Consider the following 15,480-nt stretch of genomic DNA (forward strand, 5'->3'; position numbering starts at 1 on the left):
CGTTGAGGTGGGTTTTCTTCTGCTGAAGAAAATAGAAAGTGCCACCTCACAATTGCATTGCACCGGACTGAAGGGATTCGCTGGGGTCAAGTTTAAAGTTGCTGGCAGCCGCTTCGCTCTCCCAAAAGTTCTGTGTTTGTTTTCATTGAAATAATAGGCTTTTTCCATGTCAGCTTCTCGACTGCTTTGTCCAGAGGTGTGCCAGCAATGGAGTTTGTATAGTTGCTCATTGTCTTAACTGCAATTCCCAAGATTACTTCAAGAGCTTGCTGGGCACAATAGCCTGCTCTGAAAAATGCCTTTAATTCGGCTTCTACTATCTTTCCTCGATTCAAGATTAAAGACTGCGTGAATCGCCGCAATGCTTCAAGCTTTGGGTCTGATAATTCTGCTCCGCGCCTTAACGCCTCAATCTCATTGGGAGGCATACCAGCAAGCTGTGAAAGCTTCGTGTGCCAAGGAACACAATATTCACATTGGTTCTCAAAATTGGCTGTTTGATAAACAACCTGACGTTCGATAAGTGATAATGACGTAGTATCAAATAGCTCCCAGAGGCGAACGTATCCCTCAAGCAGCGCGGGAGATTCAGCCATTACCTTCTCCAAATTCGGAATCGTACCGAGGTTCTTTTTTGCTTGCTCCAGCAGTGGTTTAGAAGCCTCTGGTGCAGTAGTTTCATCGTGAATTGGAAACATTTGTATTTTTTGCACTCCTAGCGATCGCTGATGTAGGTTAAGATAAAGGACTTCTAACTCAACTTCAAGACAATACTTTTTGGTAAGGTAGGTACTTTTTAGTTGCAAATATGAAATCGTCAGCGAACGCAGACTCAAAAATTTTTTCTAACTATCCATCTGACCTAATCGCTATATTTGAGGATTGTCTTGGGTGCAAGTGGACGATCCATATTCTCGCGCAAATTCGTTGTGGGACAATTCGCCCTAGCGCATTGGTGAAAACTGAAAAAGGGTTGAGTACAAAAGTATTGAATGAGTGTTTAATGAGACTGATTCAGTTCGGAATTGTAGAGAAATTAAGTTATCCAGAAGTTCCACCCCGCGTTGAGTACCGCTTAACCCCTTTTGGTCAAGAATTTGTTGAAATTCTCGATCGCATTGAAGCTTTACAGGATAAATTCGGAAATCAAGCGCGATCGCTCCCATAAAAACCTCAAAACACCACCATTCAGGTAAATTAAAGTAATTTAAGGAACGCGATCGCCTTGCTCAGAGCATTTAGTCTCTGCTGATAGATAGCCTGTGCGGAAGCCGATCCTAACATTTAGAGTGCCTGCTGCACCATTTCCAGATATTGCTTTTTCGGCTTCAGTCCTGCAATTCGAGCCAGTTCTTGCTTTTGTTTAAACAGTACTACAGTCGGAGCATTTCTAATCCCCAGTTCTATCGCCATTTCAGTTTCTTCAACTATATCGATTTCAACTAAGTGCAGGCGATCGACATATTCGGTTGCCAACCCCTCCAGCACAGGCTTGAGAGTAATACAGGAACCACAGTGCTGCGCAACGAACTTGACAATAATCAGTTTATCCGAACTTTGCATCAGTATCTGCCAAGCTGCTTTGCCAGTATAAAAGGTTTCATTTAAGTAATAAGTTTCTTGCATTTTTTGTCTCCTAAAAAGGCGATGAAATTTGAATTGACTTAGAAAAACCAAAGCATACCAACAACCAGATAATATCCCCCTGCTAGGAGTAGAGCTATGCTGCCAATGCGGACAATCCACTCCGAGTAGTTCAGCAAAAGTTTGGTTTGCTTTGCCAGTCCCGCCATTAGGCTTGTGAGAAAAATGACAATCGTGTAGCCGAGAGCATAACTGACCATTGTTAGCACTCCCATGATTTGAGATCCAGTTGCCGCCGCCGCCAGTACCGCAAATAAAACCGGACTCGCACAAGGAGAACTCACCAGTGCAAAGGTTACGCCGACTCCATAGGGACTCAAACCAGAGGTATTGACATTAACTTGAGGTAAAGGGATTTTGACAATTCCCAACAGGCTCAAACCCATTACTAAAACGATCGCGCCGACGATGAGGTTAATATAGCCTCGGTATTCGACCATAACCACTCCGGCAAACGAGGAAACCAAACCAAAGAGACTGAGGATAGTTATCGTACCGAGTACAAACAAACTTGCCTTAACAAAAGCATCTCGACGAGATTTAATATTGCGCGTGCCGATGTAGCTTAAGTTAACGGGTAGCATTGCCAAGATACAGGGGGAAATACTGGCAATCAGTCCGCCAATAAAGGCTAGAGGAAAAAGCACTAGCGGATTAGTCGTATCCTGTTTGTCCAACCATTGCTGATAGCTGTTTTCCACTACCGAGATCGAGTATTCGATTTTCTTGGAGATGGGTTCGGCAAAGATTAAGGCGATCGCTAATCCTAGCAGTACGAAACCACCAAAAAACAACCACTGTTTTTGTCGTCGAGAAATTTTACCCGTAGCAATTTTTTCGTCGGGTTTGCGGACGATTTTCATCAAGATTCTCCAAATTTTCGGGAATTCTGCGTTTCTAGAAATGCTGCTCGGATGCAAGCTAGATTTGAGCCAGAGCAGCATCGATCTGGATTGTTGCGATCGCGTACTAAAAACTACTTTTTAGCGAGTTCGGTATTGAGGACGCTAGTGTAAGCTGACAAGTCGGGATTGTTTTTGTGTTGCGCTAAGATGTTGCCTGTAGCTGGATCGATAATCGTCACCGTTCCTGTTTTGGATTTGTTCGCCGCAAAAAACTCAGCAAGTCCCAACTGGCTAGCTTTGCTTTCCGACTGCTGTGAAGCAGATTTATCGCTTACGTCGAGGACGACAAAATGAACGCGATCGCCATATTGTTGTTTCAGTTGCGATAAAGTAGGTGCGATATTCTTGCAAGCCGGACACCAACTGGCATAGATATCAACTACGACGGGTTTTCCCTGTAGTTCTCTCGATAGGGTACCGCCGACGGAACCGAGTTTACCAGCACAGGGATTGGCTGAAGCGCAAGGATTAGCCGAAGCGCAAGGATTGGCTTGAGCGACTTCAATTCTAGAGGATACGATCGCAGTGGCAGAAGTTTTTACTGAGGCGATCGCAACGAGCGATACAGAAAAGACTAGGCTACTTAAACATAGCTTGAGCAATAAATTGGAAGGTCTGTGCATAGCGATCTCCTTGAATTTTGTCGTGTCTATCTTTCATGACGATCGCTAAGACGTTTTGGATTTAAATCATCTGAAAAGTTATTGACGCGATCGTTTTAACATCAAGTATTGATGCTCTATTCCCATTCGCTCTGTGTTAATTTTTTGTAGAAAAAAACCCAATCCAATTCGCTGCGCCAAGCGTCATATAGATAGAGAATAGTTGATGCTGCTACAGGAGGGAGATTGTGGAAAAAAGTTTCTTGCTAACTTGGAAATTATCGGCTTCTTGAGAAAGCATGGAGCCTCAACTACCCAAATCCAACCCAACCGAACCTTCGTCTTTAACAGATGAAGCGTTGTTTGATGCGCTCAAAAAGGGAAATTCCTATGCGTTAAATGTTCTCTTCAATCGTTACGGTCGGCTCGTCTATGGATTAGCGCTCAAAATCCTGGGAAACTCTCAAGAAGCAGAAGACTTGACTCAAGATGTTTTTCTGGCATTGTGGCGCAATGCGTCTAGATATCCCGATTGTCGCTATTTCGTGCGCTATCTCGTTAGTATGACCCGATCTCGATCGCTCGATAAACTTCGTTCTCGCAACCGACAGCTAAAACTCCTCGAACGATGGGGACAAACCATGACTCAAGAAACATCTTATCCTACGCCAGTCGAGCAAGCTACCCTAGCAGAGCGTCAAAAACGCCTTCGCGATGCTCTCTCCCAACTCCCAGACAAGCAGCGAAGAGCGATCGAGATGGCTTACGATGGAGGACTCACTCAGGCGGAAATTGCCCGAAAACTCGATCTTCCTCTAGGGACACTCAAAACTTGCACCCGTCAGGGGTTGCTGAAACTCAAACAAATTCTCTTAGATTCCAGTGCAGTAACCTATGAATGAATCTCCAGAACGCGATCGCATCAAATCCCTCGCGGCAGGTTTTGTCGTCGATGACCTCACCCCTGAAGAAGCTGAAGAGTTTCAGCAATTACTTGCTAACAATCCCGAACTCGTCAAAGAAGTCGATGACTTACAAGAAGTCTTGCGACAAGTCCTCGATGGTTTTACCGAGGTAGAAACACCAACTCATCTATTACCAGCCATCCTCGCCAAGGCTGAAATTTCGAGCGATAAACCTACCGCAGCAAAACGATCTCGGATGCGATGGGGAAGAGTCGCTGGCAGTTTGGCGGCTTTGTTTGTTGCTGTTTTAGGGTTCGATTACTACCGCTTGCGTCAGAATTTGAGCGTTCTTACGGCAGATAACCAGCGTTTGCGCCAAGAACTCAGTCAGTCTCAAGCTGTCAATACTTTGCTTCAAGAATCAGGAACTCGCCTATTTACCTTCAAGGGAGTCAACGCAACTAATACAGCTTCAGGCAGTATTATGATGAATCCCGACCGAGAAAAAGCGGTAATGGTCGTTCGCAATCTACCTGCTCCTCCCCCAGGATACGTTTATTTGCTCTGGACGGTAATTGATAGTAGAAAGTTACCCTGCGGTGAGGTTAAGCCTTATTCTTGGGGAGACTTTACCTCTCAACTTCCCTTTACTTCTCAAATGTACGCAGAATTTTATCATCCTCAATTTAGAGGGTTAATCGTAACGCTAGAAAAAGATCCGAATTCTTCTCGTCCTACGGGTCCTATTGTGATGAAGAGTTCGCAGATATGAGTGAAGATTGGCTAGTAAATGGCAATGGCGACTGCGTTGCGCTTCCTCTAGACGAACTCGAACTACCCCAAAAGCCTTATCGTCTCTACCGATTTCTCACGGAACTAGAGGACATTCTCGATACTGTAGCAGACGATCGCGATCGCATTCGCGCGATCGCGCCCAGAGTGCGAAAGCTTCTCACTAGCTCCTATTGGCTGCAAATGCAATTTGTCGATCCCCCGAACGCTCCTGGTTGGTCGGTGCATTTTCTTTATGAGGATTGCGACTTTCCCCTGACAGTACAAATGGTAGCTTGGCTGCCAGGAAATATTTCGCCGATTCACAACCATGCCACTTGGGGAATTGTTGCTCTTATTAACGGAGAAGAAAAGCATCGGTTTTGGCGGCGATCGCCTACTCTAGAATATCCTAATCGAATCGAGTTAGTTAGCGAAAGAATTTTCGTGCCTGGAGATATTATTGGCTTTCTACCCGATACCATTCACAGCGTCGAGCCTTTGGGTTGCGAACCGACAATCTCATTTAATCTTTATGGGGTTACAGACTATTCCCAACGGTTTGAGTTCGATTCGATGACTCATACCGCCAAGAATTTCTGAAGCCAAAACCCAGTTCTACAGCAAAAGTCTTTCAAAAGTTAAGTGCGATCGCGTCTCAAATCCTTAACTTTTCTGTATCGACAGTTTGGTAATTAAACATTATTTATAAAAAATACCATCTTAGCGAAGGGAGATCGCCTGAAAATAGAAAGGCAGGTCTAGCCATGCAAAATATGCTCTCATTCTACGAATATCAAGTCGGCGGTCGCTTGAGAGTCGATGCTCCTAGTTACGTCATGCGACAAGCAGATGAAGAACTCTATCGCGCCTTGAAAGCAGGGGAGTTTTGTTATGTCTTCAACTGTCGTCAGATGGGAAAATCTAGCTTGCGAGTACAAGTCGCGAAACGATTGCAAGAGGACGGCATTGCTTGCGCGACGGTTGATCTGTCGGGGATTGGCAACCGAGGTATTACGCCGGAACAATGGTACGCCGATATCATCATGCGACTGGTAAGGACTTTTAATCTTTCCAGTCAAATTCATATCCGTAATTGGTTAGCCGAAAGACAGGATCTATCGCCTGTAGCACGATTGGGCGAGTTACTGAAAGCTACTTTACCAGAGTTAATTCCCCATGCGATCGCAATTTTTTTTGACGAGATCGATAGCACTCTCAGCTTACCTTTTAATACCGATGACTTTTTTGCCTTAATTCGAGCTTGTCACGAACAAAAACGCCTCACCTTTGCTCTACTAGGAGTAACAACGCCTTCCGATTTGATTGCCGACAAAACGCGAACGCCTTTTAATATCGGTCGAGCAATACAATTAAATGGTTTCCGCACTTGTGAAGTAGAACCGCTAGCGCAAGGATTAATCGGCGTTACAGACAATCCCACAACAGCGATGGAAGAGATTTTATCTTGGACGGGAGGACAACCATTTCTGACGCAAAAGCTGTGTCAGTTAGTCGTACAGCAGGGAAAAGAGATGAGAGGGAGAGAGGGAGATGGGGAGAGTGGGGGAAAAAATGTCAAGTTTAAGAATAGTATTGCAGATCTCGTTCGGACTTATATTATTGAGAATTGGGCAGCACAGGACGAACCACCGCATTTAAGAACGATACGCGATCGCATTCTGGTTAACGAACAACGCGCTAGCCGATTACTCGGACTCTATCAGCAAATCTTACAAACTGGAAACGTCTCGGCGGATGATTCCCCCGAACAAATCGAATTGCTCCTATCGGGATTAGTCGTCAAACAACAGGGAAAGTTGAAAGTTTACAACCGCATTTACGAGGGAGTATTTAATCTCGAATGGGTTGAAAAACAGTTCCAGAAGATTCGACCCTACGCTCAATTTCTTAATGCCTGGGTGGATTCTGGCTACCAAGATGAAACCTTTCTTTTGCGAGGAGAAACGCTAAAAGAAGCTCAAGTTTGGGCAAAAGGAAAGAGTTTGAGCAACCAAGATTATCGTTTCTTAGCTGCCAGCGAGGAATACGACAAACGAGAAGTGCAAAGCGAGTTAGCTGCTTCCCAACAGGCAAATCAAATTCTCACCGAAGCCGAACAACAAGCTAAACAGACTATTCGTAAAGGATTGCGATTGGTTTCTCTGCTTTCTTTGGGGTCCGTTGCCCTTCTGGGACTGTCAGGATTGCTGGCGTGGCAAACGTCTTATCAAAAGCGCCGAGTTGCTCTTAGCGAAGTAAATGCTATGACCATCGCCTCAGAAGTCGCCATTGAATCCGAACAACCCTTCGATGCCTTACTCCAAAGCTTGAAGGCGGGGATTAAGCTTAAACAAATCGGTTGGCAGAATGCAGACACAGACCTACAAATGCGAGTCGAAAAATCTCTTCAACAGTCCCTTTACTGGGTGCGAGAAAGCAATCGTTTAGTTGGTCATGGGGATATTGTCACGCGAGTTCAATTTAGTCCCGACGGTGAAACTTTAGCGAGTTCGAGTTGGGATAAAACGGTCAAAATTTGGGGACGCGATGGCAAGTTATTGCATACCCTGCGAGGTCATAGCGATGCCGTTTGGAGTATTAATTACAGTCCCGATGGAACGATGCTTGCCAGTGCCAGTCGCGATAAAACCGTCAAAATCTGGCGCGTTGCCGATGGCAAAGAACTAATGACTTTATCGGGTTTCCAGGATTGGGTTGCCTGCGTCGCTTGGAGTCCCGACGGAAAAACGGTGGCGGCAATGGAGTGGCACGGTAGGATGCGACTTTGGAATTTAGCAGGTCAACAGATAAAATCGTTTCAAACTCATAATGCGCCTGTGGTTGCTATTAGTTTTAGTCCAATCCCCCCAACCCCCCTTAGTAAGGGGGGCGAAGGGGGGATAATCGCTACTGCCAGTCGGGATGGCACGGCAAAGGTTTGGAGTACCGATGGCAAAGAATTGCTAACATTACGAGGGCATCTATCGTGGTTAATGTACATCAATTTTAGTCGCGACGGTCAAACGATTGTTACTTCCAGTCGAGATAAGACGGCGAAACTGTGGAATTTAAAGGGAGAAGAACTAGCAACCCTGCAAAGACACGGCGATACGGTTGCCAGTGCTATTTTTAGCCGCGACGGTCAAATTGTTGCCACAGCGAGTTGGGATCGAAGCGTTCGACTGTGGAACCGTCAAGGTCAATTATTACAAACGCTGTCGGGACATACCGATAACGTCTGGGGTGTCAGTTTCAGCCCTGATGGACAAACCCTCGCTAGCAGTAGCGAGGATGGAACGGTTAGACTGTGGAGTTTTGCGAAGACCAATGCTGGAAGTATTAATATTGGCGATGCCGCAACAGAAAGCATTAGTTTCAGTCCCAACGGCGAGATTTTCGGCACGACGGGGAAATATATGATGGCAAAACTGTGGAGTCGCCAAGGAAAAGAAATTGTTGCTCTCAACGGTCATCAAGAACTCATCAGAAATCTACAATTTAGTCCAGACGGACAGAAAATTGCTACTGCCAGTCAAGACAGAACCGTTAAGCTATGGAATTTAGTGGGTCAAGAACTGGCTACAATGCAGGGTCATCAAGCAGATGTTAGAAGTGTAAGTTTTAGCCCTGACAGTCAAACTATTGCCAGTGCTAGTTGGGATACAACCGCTAAATTGTGGAATCTGGCAGGCAAGGAACTGGTAACGTTCAAAGGTCATCAAGCAGGTTTGTGGAGTATAGCGTTTAGTCCTGACGGAATGACGATCGCGACGGCTAGCGAAGATGGTACGGCGAAACTTTGGAATCGTCAAGGGAAAGAATTGTTCGCATTGAAAGGTCATCAAGCTGGCGTTATGATGGTAAAATTTAGCCCCGACGGACAGACCATTGCTACAGCTAGCAAAGATGGGTCAGTAAAACTTTGGGATTTGCAAGGACGAGAATTGCTGACTTTTATTTGTCATGAGGGTGCAGTTAATGCGATCGCATTCAGTCCCGATGGTAAACTAATTGCTTCGGCAGGCGAGGATATGACGATCAAGCTATGGAACCTTAAAGGAGAGAGAATACAATCCTTTGGCGGTCACATGGCAGGTGTAAAAAGCTTGAGTTTTAATCGAGACGGTCGAGTATTAGCTTCTACCGATTCGGTTGGCGAAGTAATTCTCTCGAATGTGGATGCGAATTTTACGCCAGACCAACTATTAGAGAGGGGTTGCAACTGGGTAAAAGATTATCTCAAAACCAATGCCAGTCTAAAACAAGAAGACCGTCAGTTGTGCGATCGCCCCAGACAAATCTCTCAATTTCTACTTTCGTAAGGCATAACCAACACCGCGTACCGTATGAATCAAACGCTTTTCGTTGTTTTCTTCTAATTTTAGGCGCAGGTAGGGGATATAAACTTCAATAATTTAGAATCGTCCATAAAGTCGTATCCCCAGACGCGCTCTAGAATCATGTCTTTGGTAAGTACCTGTCGGGGATGACTCAGAAGATACTCCAGTAGATCGAACTCCTTGGCGGTTAGATCGATGGCGCGTTTGCTCCGATAAACCTCGCGGGTGCGGCGATTTAAACTCAAGTCTTCAAATTGTAAGACATCTTCTTCTTTTTCTTGAGTACGGCGTAGATGAGCGCGAATTCTAGCCAGTAATTCCTCGATGCTAAAGGGGTTAATCACATAATCATCGGCTCCCACATCCAAACCCGCCACGCGATCGCCGACTTCATCCTTTGAGGAATCTATTTTTACGATCCCGATGACTTTTTATTAGAAATAAGCTGCAATCCGGAAGATTAATCGCTCGACTAACCATCCAAAATTTAAATCAAGCGAATAAAATCCTTTTATTTATTTCTTTTGATTTTCCTGGGAATTTTATTTCAACATGGATATCACTGCTTTAGGCGCAATGTTTTATGTAATCTATCAAAATTTGTATAATTCATGTTTACTGTTAAATTTTAAGAGAAATTCTTAACTTAAAAAAATTGAAATGAGCTTAGTTATTGCGGGCGAACGTAGTGGGGTAGGAAAGACAACCGTCACCCTGGCGATGCTTTCATTTTTGTCTCGTCAAAAAAGCAAGGTGCAGTCTTTTAAAATCGGTCCGGATTACATCGATCCCATGTTTCATACCTCGGTCACGGATCGCCCTTGTCGCAATCTAGATCCGATCCTGACTTCCGAAGCTTATGTGCGATCCTGTTTTGCTTCCCATTGCCAAGGTATGGGCTATGCGTTAGTAGAAGGAGTCATGGGATTATTTGACGGCGTTGCATCATCTGGTGAAAACAAAGGACAAATAACAGATTTTGCTAGTACTGCTCATATCGCCCGACTGCTAGAGTTACCCGTTGTATTAGTCATTGATTGTAGTCGCTTGTCGGGTTCGGTTGCTGCCATCGTCCACGGCTATCGTTCGCTCGATCCCAGAATCAACCTTGCTGGCATAATTTTAAATCGGGTTGGGAGCGATCGCCACTTAACTTTACTCAAAAATGCCCTAGAACCTGTCAAAATTCCAATTCTAGGAATTTTGCACCGCCAAGACGAGATTGCTATCCCAGACAGACACCTCGGCTTAATTCCAAGCGCAGAACTAAACCACTTAGAAACCCTTTTCGATCGCTTAGCACACTTAGCTCACAATAGTTTCGATTGGGAACGATTGCTACCTTTACTAAAAGTCTATTCTTCACCGAGTCCCCCAGTCCCCCAGTCCCCCAGTCCCCCAGTCCCCCCGTCTCCGATTAAAATCGCTATTGCCCGCGATCGCGCCTTTAATTTTTATTATCAAGATAATCTCGACCTATTAGAAAAACTCGGCGCTGAACTTATTCCTTGGAGTCCTCTGGAAGACGCAAAACCGCCTGAAGCAGCTTGCGGACTCTACTTTGGTGGCGGGTTTCCTGAAGTCTTTGCTAGAGAGCTTGCTGAAAATCACTCGGCACGCGAAGCCGTTCGTCAAGCCGTTTTATCGGGAATGCCAACCTATGCCGAGTGCGGCGGTTTGATGTATCTGTGCGAAAAGCTAGTAGACTTTAACGAACAAACTTGGTCTATGGTCGGGATTTTGCCTGCAAATGCCGCAATGGGAAAACATCTAACCCTTGGATACCGCCAAGCAACTGCTCTAGACAACAGTTTACTCTTTAGGGCTAAAGAAACTGTTTGGGGACACGAATTTCATCGCTCTCAACTAACTTCCCAGCCTCAACCACCACTATTTGAAACTAGAGGCTGTTGGGTAAACAGTCCGGTTTTTCTAGAAGGATGGCGATTTCAACAAGTTCATGCCTCCTATATTCATTTGCATTTCGGCACCCAGCAAGCAATTGCTCAACGATTTCTTGCCCGCTGCCTTGCTTTTCACAAAGAAAATAGGTTAGGATGACAGATGTCGTCTTTGAGACATAAACCGTTCAGGCAACAAAGGAGGTGATGCCCATGGTAGAAAGTAGTAAAATCATGGGTCTCCTGGTTGATAATAGCCGGCTGCGTGCCGGGGCTGTTCTCTAGCAGTCAGTTTAACCTGTTTAAACTGCTGCTGGCGTTCCTTCCGGCAGTCAGGTTTCAACCAGAAGACCCACTAGACCGCTCTCGCATCCCGTGTCGCTAAATGAGACACTATCCCTATGCGAGAGCGGATAGCTTTTTAAGGGCGATCGCTCCCCTAGGTAGGTTGATGAGAATGGTAAAATGCAAGCACCCGAACGAGAAAAACCAGAAATGAAATACGGAGAACGCGCGATCGCACAAGGAGAGTTAATTACTTTCCCAAATCCCCGTATCGGTCGCCGTTACGATATTCACATTACTTTGCCAGAGTTTACTTGTAAATGTCCCTTTTCTGGCTATCCCGATTTTGCCACGATTTATATTACCTATTGTCCGGATGAAAAGGTCGTGGAGTTAAAAGCTCTGAAACTGTATATTAATAGCTACCGCGATCGCTATATTTCCCACGAAGAAGCGGTCAATCAAATTTTAGATGACTTTGTGGCTGCTTGCGATCCACTAGAAGCTAAAATTAAAGGGGATTTTAACCCACGGGGAAACGTACATACGGTAATTGAAGTTTGTCATCACAAGCAAAGTCAATAAATTTCTGGCTGTCATAATTCCCCGTAGCAAAGGGGTAGGGCGAATTGCTCTACCCCTCGCCTTTTTCTCAGGGTATTTAATCAACATTAACGGAATCCCTCGCTTCATATAAATTTTAAATTTCCCTCGATTTTACCGAGTTTATTTTGAAGTTTTGATGAACTTCTTTCAAAAACGTAGACGGCTTTTTTTAAGAGTGTTATTAAAGAATTAATCAAATTAAATTTTTTCTAAATCTAATCCAACAACAGGAGCAAGCTTTTAATTCTCCAGATTATTTCTGCTGTAATGGGCAGTTTTTAATTCTTGTAGAGATTTAGAAAGGATTAATAAATCTCTTTTGAGCGGCTTAATCCTGAAATTTTCTAGTACCTTTTTTTGAAAAAACTTTCATATTTTTTGACAAAAAATTGTTGGTACTATCCATAATTTTGCCGATAGGAAATAGCTTCCTTGTGTCATTACCATCTTTCAAACCGTGAGTAAAACGCGGGATAGCTCATTTTAAGGCTCTAGCTACTGACTCGATTTATGAACCCAATCTCTCTATCAACTCGGCTTTCTCGTCGGATGGATAAATCTCGTTTTTCATTTCTCTTGTCTGTTGGACTAGCCATTGCAGGGAGCGCGATCGACCTACCTGCGAACGCCGCTACCCTAGCCAATAGCTGGGTGAGCGAAGCGCTAGAGGCAGTCAAATATAATCCTAAAATAGGTCCGACAGGGGCTTCCCGCGCCTACGGCATTCTGGGAACCGCCATGTACGATGCTTGGTCGGCTTATGAACTCACGCCCATCAGCACTCAACTGGGCGATAACCTACAACGCCCCGGCAGCGAAAACACGCTTGCAAATAAAGAAACAGCTATTAGCTATGCCGCTTATCGAGTGCTTGCCGAACTGTTTCCCAATCGCATCGATTCTCTCAATGCACGTATGTCGAATCTGGGTTTCGACCCCAACAATCTCACTACCGACACGACAACAGCAGTGGGAATTGGTAATGTCATGGCAGATGCTCTCATGCAGTTGAGACGCTACGATGGATCTAACCAATTGGGAGGCTATGTAGATACGAGCGGGTATTCACCCATCAACAACAGACCAGAGAACGTTATCGACATCGAAAGATGGACGCCAGAATACATAAGCGATGAGGCAAGTGCGCCTTTGCAACAATACCTTACGCCTCATTGGGGTGAAGTAATTCCTTTTGCTCTTGCTTCGGGGAATGAGTTTCGACCTCCTGCCCCAGAACCGTTTCTATTAGTCGAGGGAGCGACGGTCGATTTGGCAGCTAAAACCATCACGCTTCAAGATGGTTCGCAAGTGAATATAGATCGCTCCCTTATTGGGACGATTATCAATCCTGGATTTATCCAACAAGCACAAGAACTAATCGATATCAGTGCCAATCTCACCGACAAGCAAAAACTGATTGCCGAATTTTGGGAAGATCCAGCCGGAACGCCTTTTCCTCCCGGTCATTGGATGTACTTCGGTCAACTGGTTTCCCAACAAAGAAATCATACTCTCGATGATGATATTCAGATGTTCTTTGCCCTTGGCAATGCCGTTATGGATGCGGGAATTGCCACTTGGGAGGCAAAAGGATTTTATGATTATACTCGTCCCGTCAGAGCAATTCGCGAGTTAGGTAGATTGGGATTGATTGGTACTGACGATGGCACTGGTACGTTTTGCATCGAGGCATGGGGAGGTGCGGGAAAAGGAACTGTCACCATGCCAGCCACCGAGTTTATAACTTACCAGACTCCAGGGAGCCATCCTTCGCCTCCGTTTGCCGAATACACGTCCGGACACAGTGCTTTTAGTTCGGCATCGGCTGAAATTCTCAAATTATTTACTGGAAGCGATGCGTTTGGGGCATCGGTAACGTTTTATCCGGGGACATCTCGATTTGAACCTGGGATAACGCCAAATGATACGGTTACTCTTTCTTGGGCGACGTTTACTGAGGCTGCCGAAGAAGCTGGTATGTCTCGTCTTTATGGAGGAATTCACTTTAGCGATGGAAATATCCAAAGCCAGATTATGGGACAAAAAGTTGGAGCGAAGGTTTGGCAGCGAACCCAGTTTTACATTAATGGCGGAGTTACAGTGCCGGAACCAGCAACAACTACAGCCTTGCTAATCTTGGGATGGTTGTCCTTAGCAGGCGCGAGAAAATGTCGGCAACAATAGAGCTGCTCTATTTCTCGCGAACGAGCCAGCCTATCCCTCTTCTGTCACTTTAGGGCAGCGAGATCTTTTAAACTCCGATCTGATAAGCGTTTTGGCGATCAAACTATGTTTTGATTTCAACAATTAAAATTAATCGCCAAAACGCTTACGTCAAAGGACATCTCGGTTATCCTTGTGATAAATGTTTTCCAGGAATGACAGAAGAGGGCTATAGACGCGATCGCAAATGAGATACAAAGTCGCTAGTCGTTGGCTCGATAAATAACTATCCTAATGTTAGGATTACTTGTGCTGTAATTGGTAAAAACTATGGCAGAAACATTACTTTTTAATGCGCTGCGCCAAGCTATAGATGAGGAAATGGCTCGCGACCAACGGGTATTTGTTCTTGGGGAAGATGTAGGACACTATGGCGGGTCTTACAAAGTTACCAAAGATTTATATCAGAAATATGGCGAGCTAAGGGTTCTCGATACGCCCATCGCAGAAAATAGTTTTACCGGATTAGCAGTAGGCGCAGCCATGACTGGGTTGCGACCGATTATTGAAGGAATGAATATGGGGTTTTTGCTCCTCGCCTTCAACCAAATTGCTAATAATGCGGGAATGCTGCGCTACACCTCCGGCGGAAATTTTAAAATTCCGATGGTGATTCGCGGTCCTGGCGGCGTAGGCAGACAATTAGGGGCAGAACATTCCCAGCGTCTCGAAGCCTATTTTCACGCCGTTCCAGGCTTAAAAATCGTTGCCTGCTCGACCCCTTATAACGCTAAAGGATTGCTCAAGTCGGCGATTCGCGACGACAATCCCGTACTTTTCTTCGAGCACGTCTTGCTTTATAACCTGAAAGAATATTTACCCGATAGGGAGTATTTAGTCCCGCTAGATAAAGCAGAAATCGTTCGTCCTGGCAAAGATGTAACAATTCTGACCTACTCGCGGATGCGTCACCATTGCTTGCAGGCATTGAAACAGTTGGAAAAAGAAGGTTGCGACCCCGAAATTATCGACTTGATTTCTCTTAAACCCTTCGACATGGAGACGATTAGCAACTCGATTCGCAAAACTCACCGAGTTATTATCGTCGAAGAATGTATGAAGACGGGGGGAATTGCGGCAGAATTAATTGCACTAATCAACGAGCAACTGTTTGATGAGTTAGACGCGCCAGTTGTCCGACTATCGTCTCAAGATATTCCCACGCCTTATAATGGCACCCTAGAGAGACTCACTATCGTCCAACCTCCCCAAATTGTTGAAGCCGTGAAGAACATGCTGGCCTTGAAGGTTTGATGATTAGTTATTAGTTGTTGGTTAGTCGTTATCGATCCGCA

General features: G+C 45.1%; 13 protein-coding genes and 1 pseudogene. 9 read left to right on the forward strand and 5 right to left on the reverse strand.

All coding sequences use genetic code 11. The features are described from left to right. Nucleotides 1–92 precede the first annotated feature (92 nt). A complete protein-coding gene (locus NIES593_RS01940; protein ID WP_245817222.1) occupies nt 93–806 on the reverse strand; it encodes a carboxymuconolactone decarboxylase family protein in 714 nt (237 codons plus the stop codon). A 2-nt stretch (nt 807–808) separates the two neighbouring features. Between NIES593_RS01940 and NIES593_RS01945 the strand changes: the two genes are divergently transcribed. Continuing rightward, nucleotides 809–1,168: a winged helix-turn-helix transcriptional regulator gene (locus NIES593_RS01945; protein WP_073597957.1), complete on the forward strand. Its 360-nt coding sequence runs from the start codon at nt 809–811 to the stop codon at nt 1,166–1,168. A gap of 116 nt (nt 1,169–1,284) precedes the next feature. Here NIES593_RS01945 and NIES593_RS01950 read toward each other — a convergent pair whose 3' ends face one another. The 3 genes from NIES593_RS01950 to NIES593_RS01960 form a co-directional block, all read right to left on the reverse strand. Continuing rightward, the gene (locus NIES593_RS01950; RefSeq protein WP_073597958.1) at nt 1,285–1,626 is read right to left on the reverse strand and encodes a thioredoxin family protein; all 342 of its coding nucleotides are present in this window, start codon (nt 1,624–1,626) and stop codon (nt 1,285–1,287) included. 38 nt (nt 1,627–1,664) lie between these two features. Further along, nucleotides 1,665–2,507: a cytochrome c biogenesis protein CcdA gene (locus NIES593_RS01955; RefSeq protein ID WP_073598055.1), complete on the reverse strand. Its 843-nt coding sequence runs from the start codon at nt 2,505–2,507 to the stop codon at nt 1,665–1,667. A gap of 113 nt (nt 2,508–2,620) precedes the next feature. Continuing rightward, the gene (locus tag NIES593_RS01960) at nt 2,621–3,172 is read right to left on the reverse strand and encodes a TlpA family protein disulfide reductase (RefSeq protein ID WP_073597959.1); all 552 of its coding nucleotides are present in this window, start codon (nt 3,170–3,172) and stop codon (nt 2,621–2,623) included. Nucleotides 3,173–3,450: 278 nt separating this feature from the next. Here NIES593_RS01960 and NIES593_RS01965 point away from each other — a divergent pair, with 278 nt between their 5' ends. The 4 genes from NIES593_RS01965 to NIES593_RS01980 all read left to right on the forward strand — a co-directional run bounded on the left by NIES593_RS01965 (nt 3,451) and on the right by NIES593_RS01980 (nt 9,152). After that, the gene (locus NIES593_RS01965; protein WP_073597960.1) at nt 3,451–4,053 is read left to right on the forward strand and encodes a sigma-70 family RNA polymerase sigma factor; all 603 of its coding nucleotides are present in this window, start codon (nt 3,451–3,453) and stop codon (nt 4,051–4,053) included. Continuing rightward, complete coding sequence (locus NIES593_RS01970) at nt 4,046–4,828, forward strand: anti-sigma factor (RefSeq protein WP_073597961.1); 783 nt, start codon at nt 4,046–4,048, stop codon at nt 4,826–4,828. Before NIES593_RS01965 ends, NIES593_RS01970 begins: the two co-directional genes overlap by 8 nt. Beyond that, entirely contained in the window at nt 4,825–5,430 is a 606-nt protein-coding gene (locus tag NIES593_RS01975; protein ID WP_073597962.1) for a cysteine dioxygenase family protein, read from the forward strand. Before NIES593_RS01970 ends, NIES593_RS01975 begins: the two co-directional genes overlap by 4 nt. A gap of 164 nt (nt 5,431–5,594) precedes the next feature. Then, complete coding sequence (locus NIES593_RS01980; RefSeq protein WP_073597963.1) at nt 5,595–9,152, forward strand: WD40 domain-containing protein; 3,558 nt, start codon at nt 5,595–5,597, stop codon at nt 9,150–9,152. Here NIES593_RS01980 and NIES593_RS01985 read toward each other — a convergent pair. Next, nucleotides 9,141–9,574: pseudogene (locus NIES593_RS01985) on the reverse strand (winged helix-turn-helix domain-containing protein); the annotation flags it as partial. The gene NIES593_RS01980 and the pseudogene NIES593_RS01985 overlap by 12 nt on opposite strands. 256 nt (nt 9,575–9,830) lie before the next feature. Between NIES593_RS01985 and NIES593_RS01990 the strand changes: the two are divergent. The 4 genes from NIES593_RS01990 (at nt 9,831) to NIES593_RS02005 (ending at nt 15,439) form a co-directional block, all read left to right on the forward strand. Continuing rightward, complete coding sequence (locus NIES593_RS01990) at nt 9,831–11,231, forward strand: cobyrinic acid a,c-diamide synthase CobB (RefSeq protein ID WP_073597964.1); 1,401 nt, start codon at nt 9,831–9,833, stop codon at nt 11,229–11,231. Between the two features lie 305 nt (nt 11,232–11,536). Beyond that, the gene (queF, locus tag NIES593_RS01995; protein WP_073597965.1) at nt 11,537–11,941 is read left to right on the forward strand and encodes a preQ(1) synthase; all 405 of its coding nucleotides are present in this window, start codon (nt 11,537–11,539) and stop codon (nt 11,939–11,941) included. A gap of 531 nt (nt 11,942–12,472) precedes the next feature. Further along, complete coding sequence (locus NIES593_RS02000; protein WP_245817226.1) at nt 12,473–14,146, forward strand: vanadium-dependent haloperoxidase; 1,674 nt, start codon at nt 12,473–12,475, stop codon at nt 14,144–14,146. 309 nt (nt 14,147–14,455) lie between these two features. After that, nucleotides 14,456–15,439 carry an alpha-ketoacid dehydrogenase subunit beta gene (locus tag NIES593_RS02005; protein WP_073597967.1) on the forward strand — a complete coding sequence of 328 codons (984 nt, stop codon included), beginning with the start codon at nt 14,456–14,458 and terminating at the stop codon, nt 15,437–15,439. Nucleotides 15,440–15,480 lie beyond the last annotated feature (41 nt).

It is taken from the genome of Hydrococcus rivularis NIES-593, from assembly GCF_001904635.1.
Classification (GTDB): Bacteria; Cyanobacteriota; Cyanobacteriia; order Cyanobacteriales; family Microcystaceae; genus Hydrococcus; species Hydrococcus rivularis.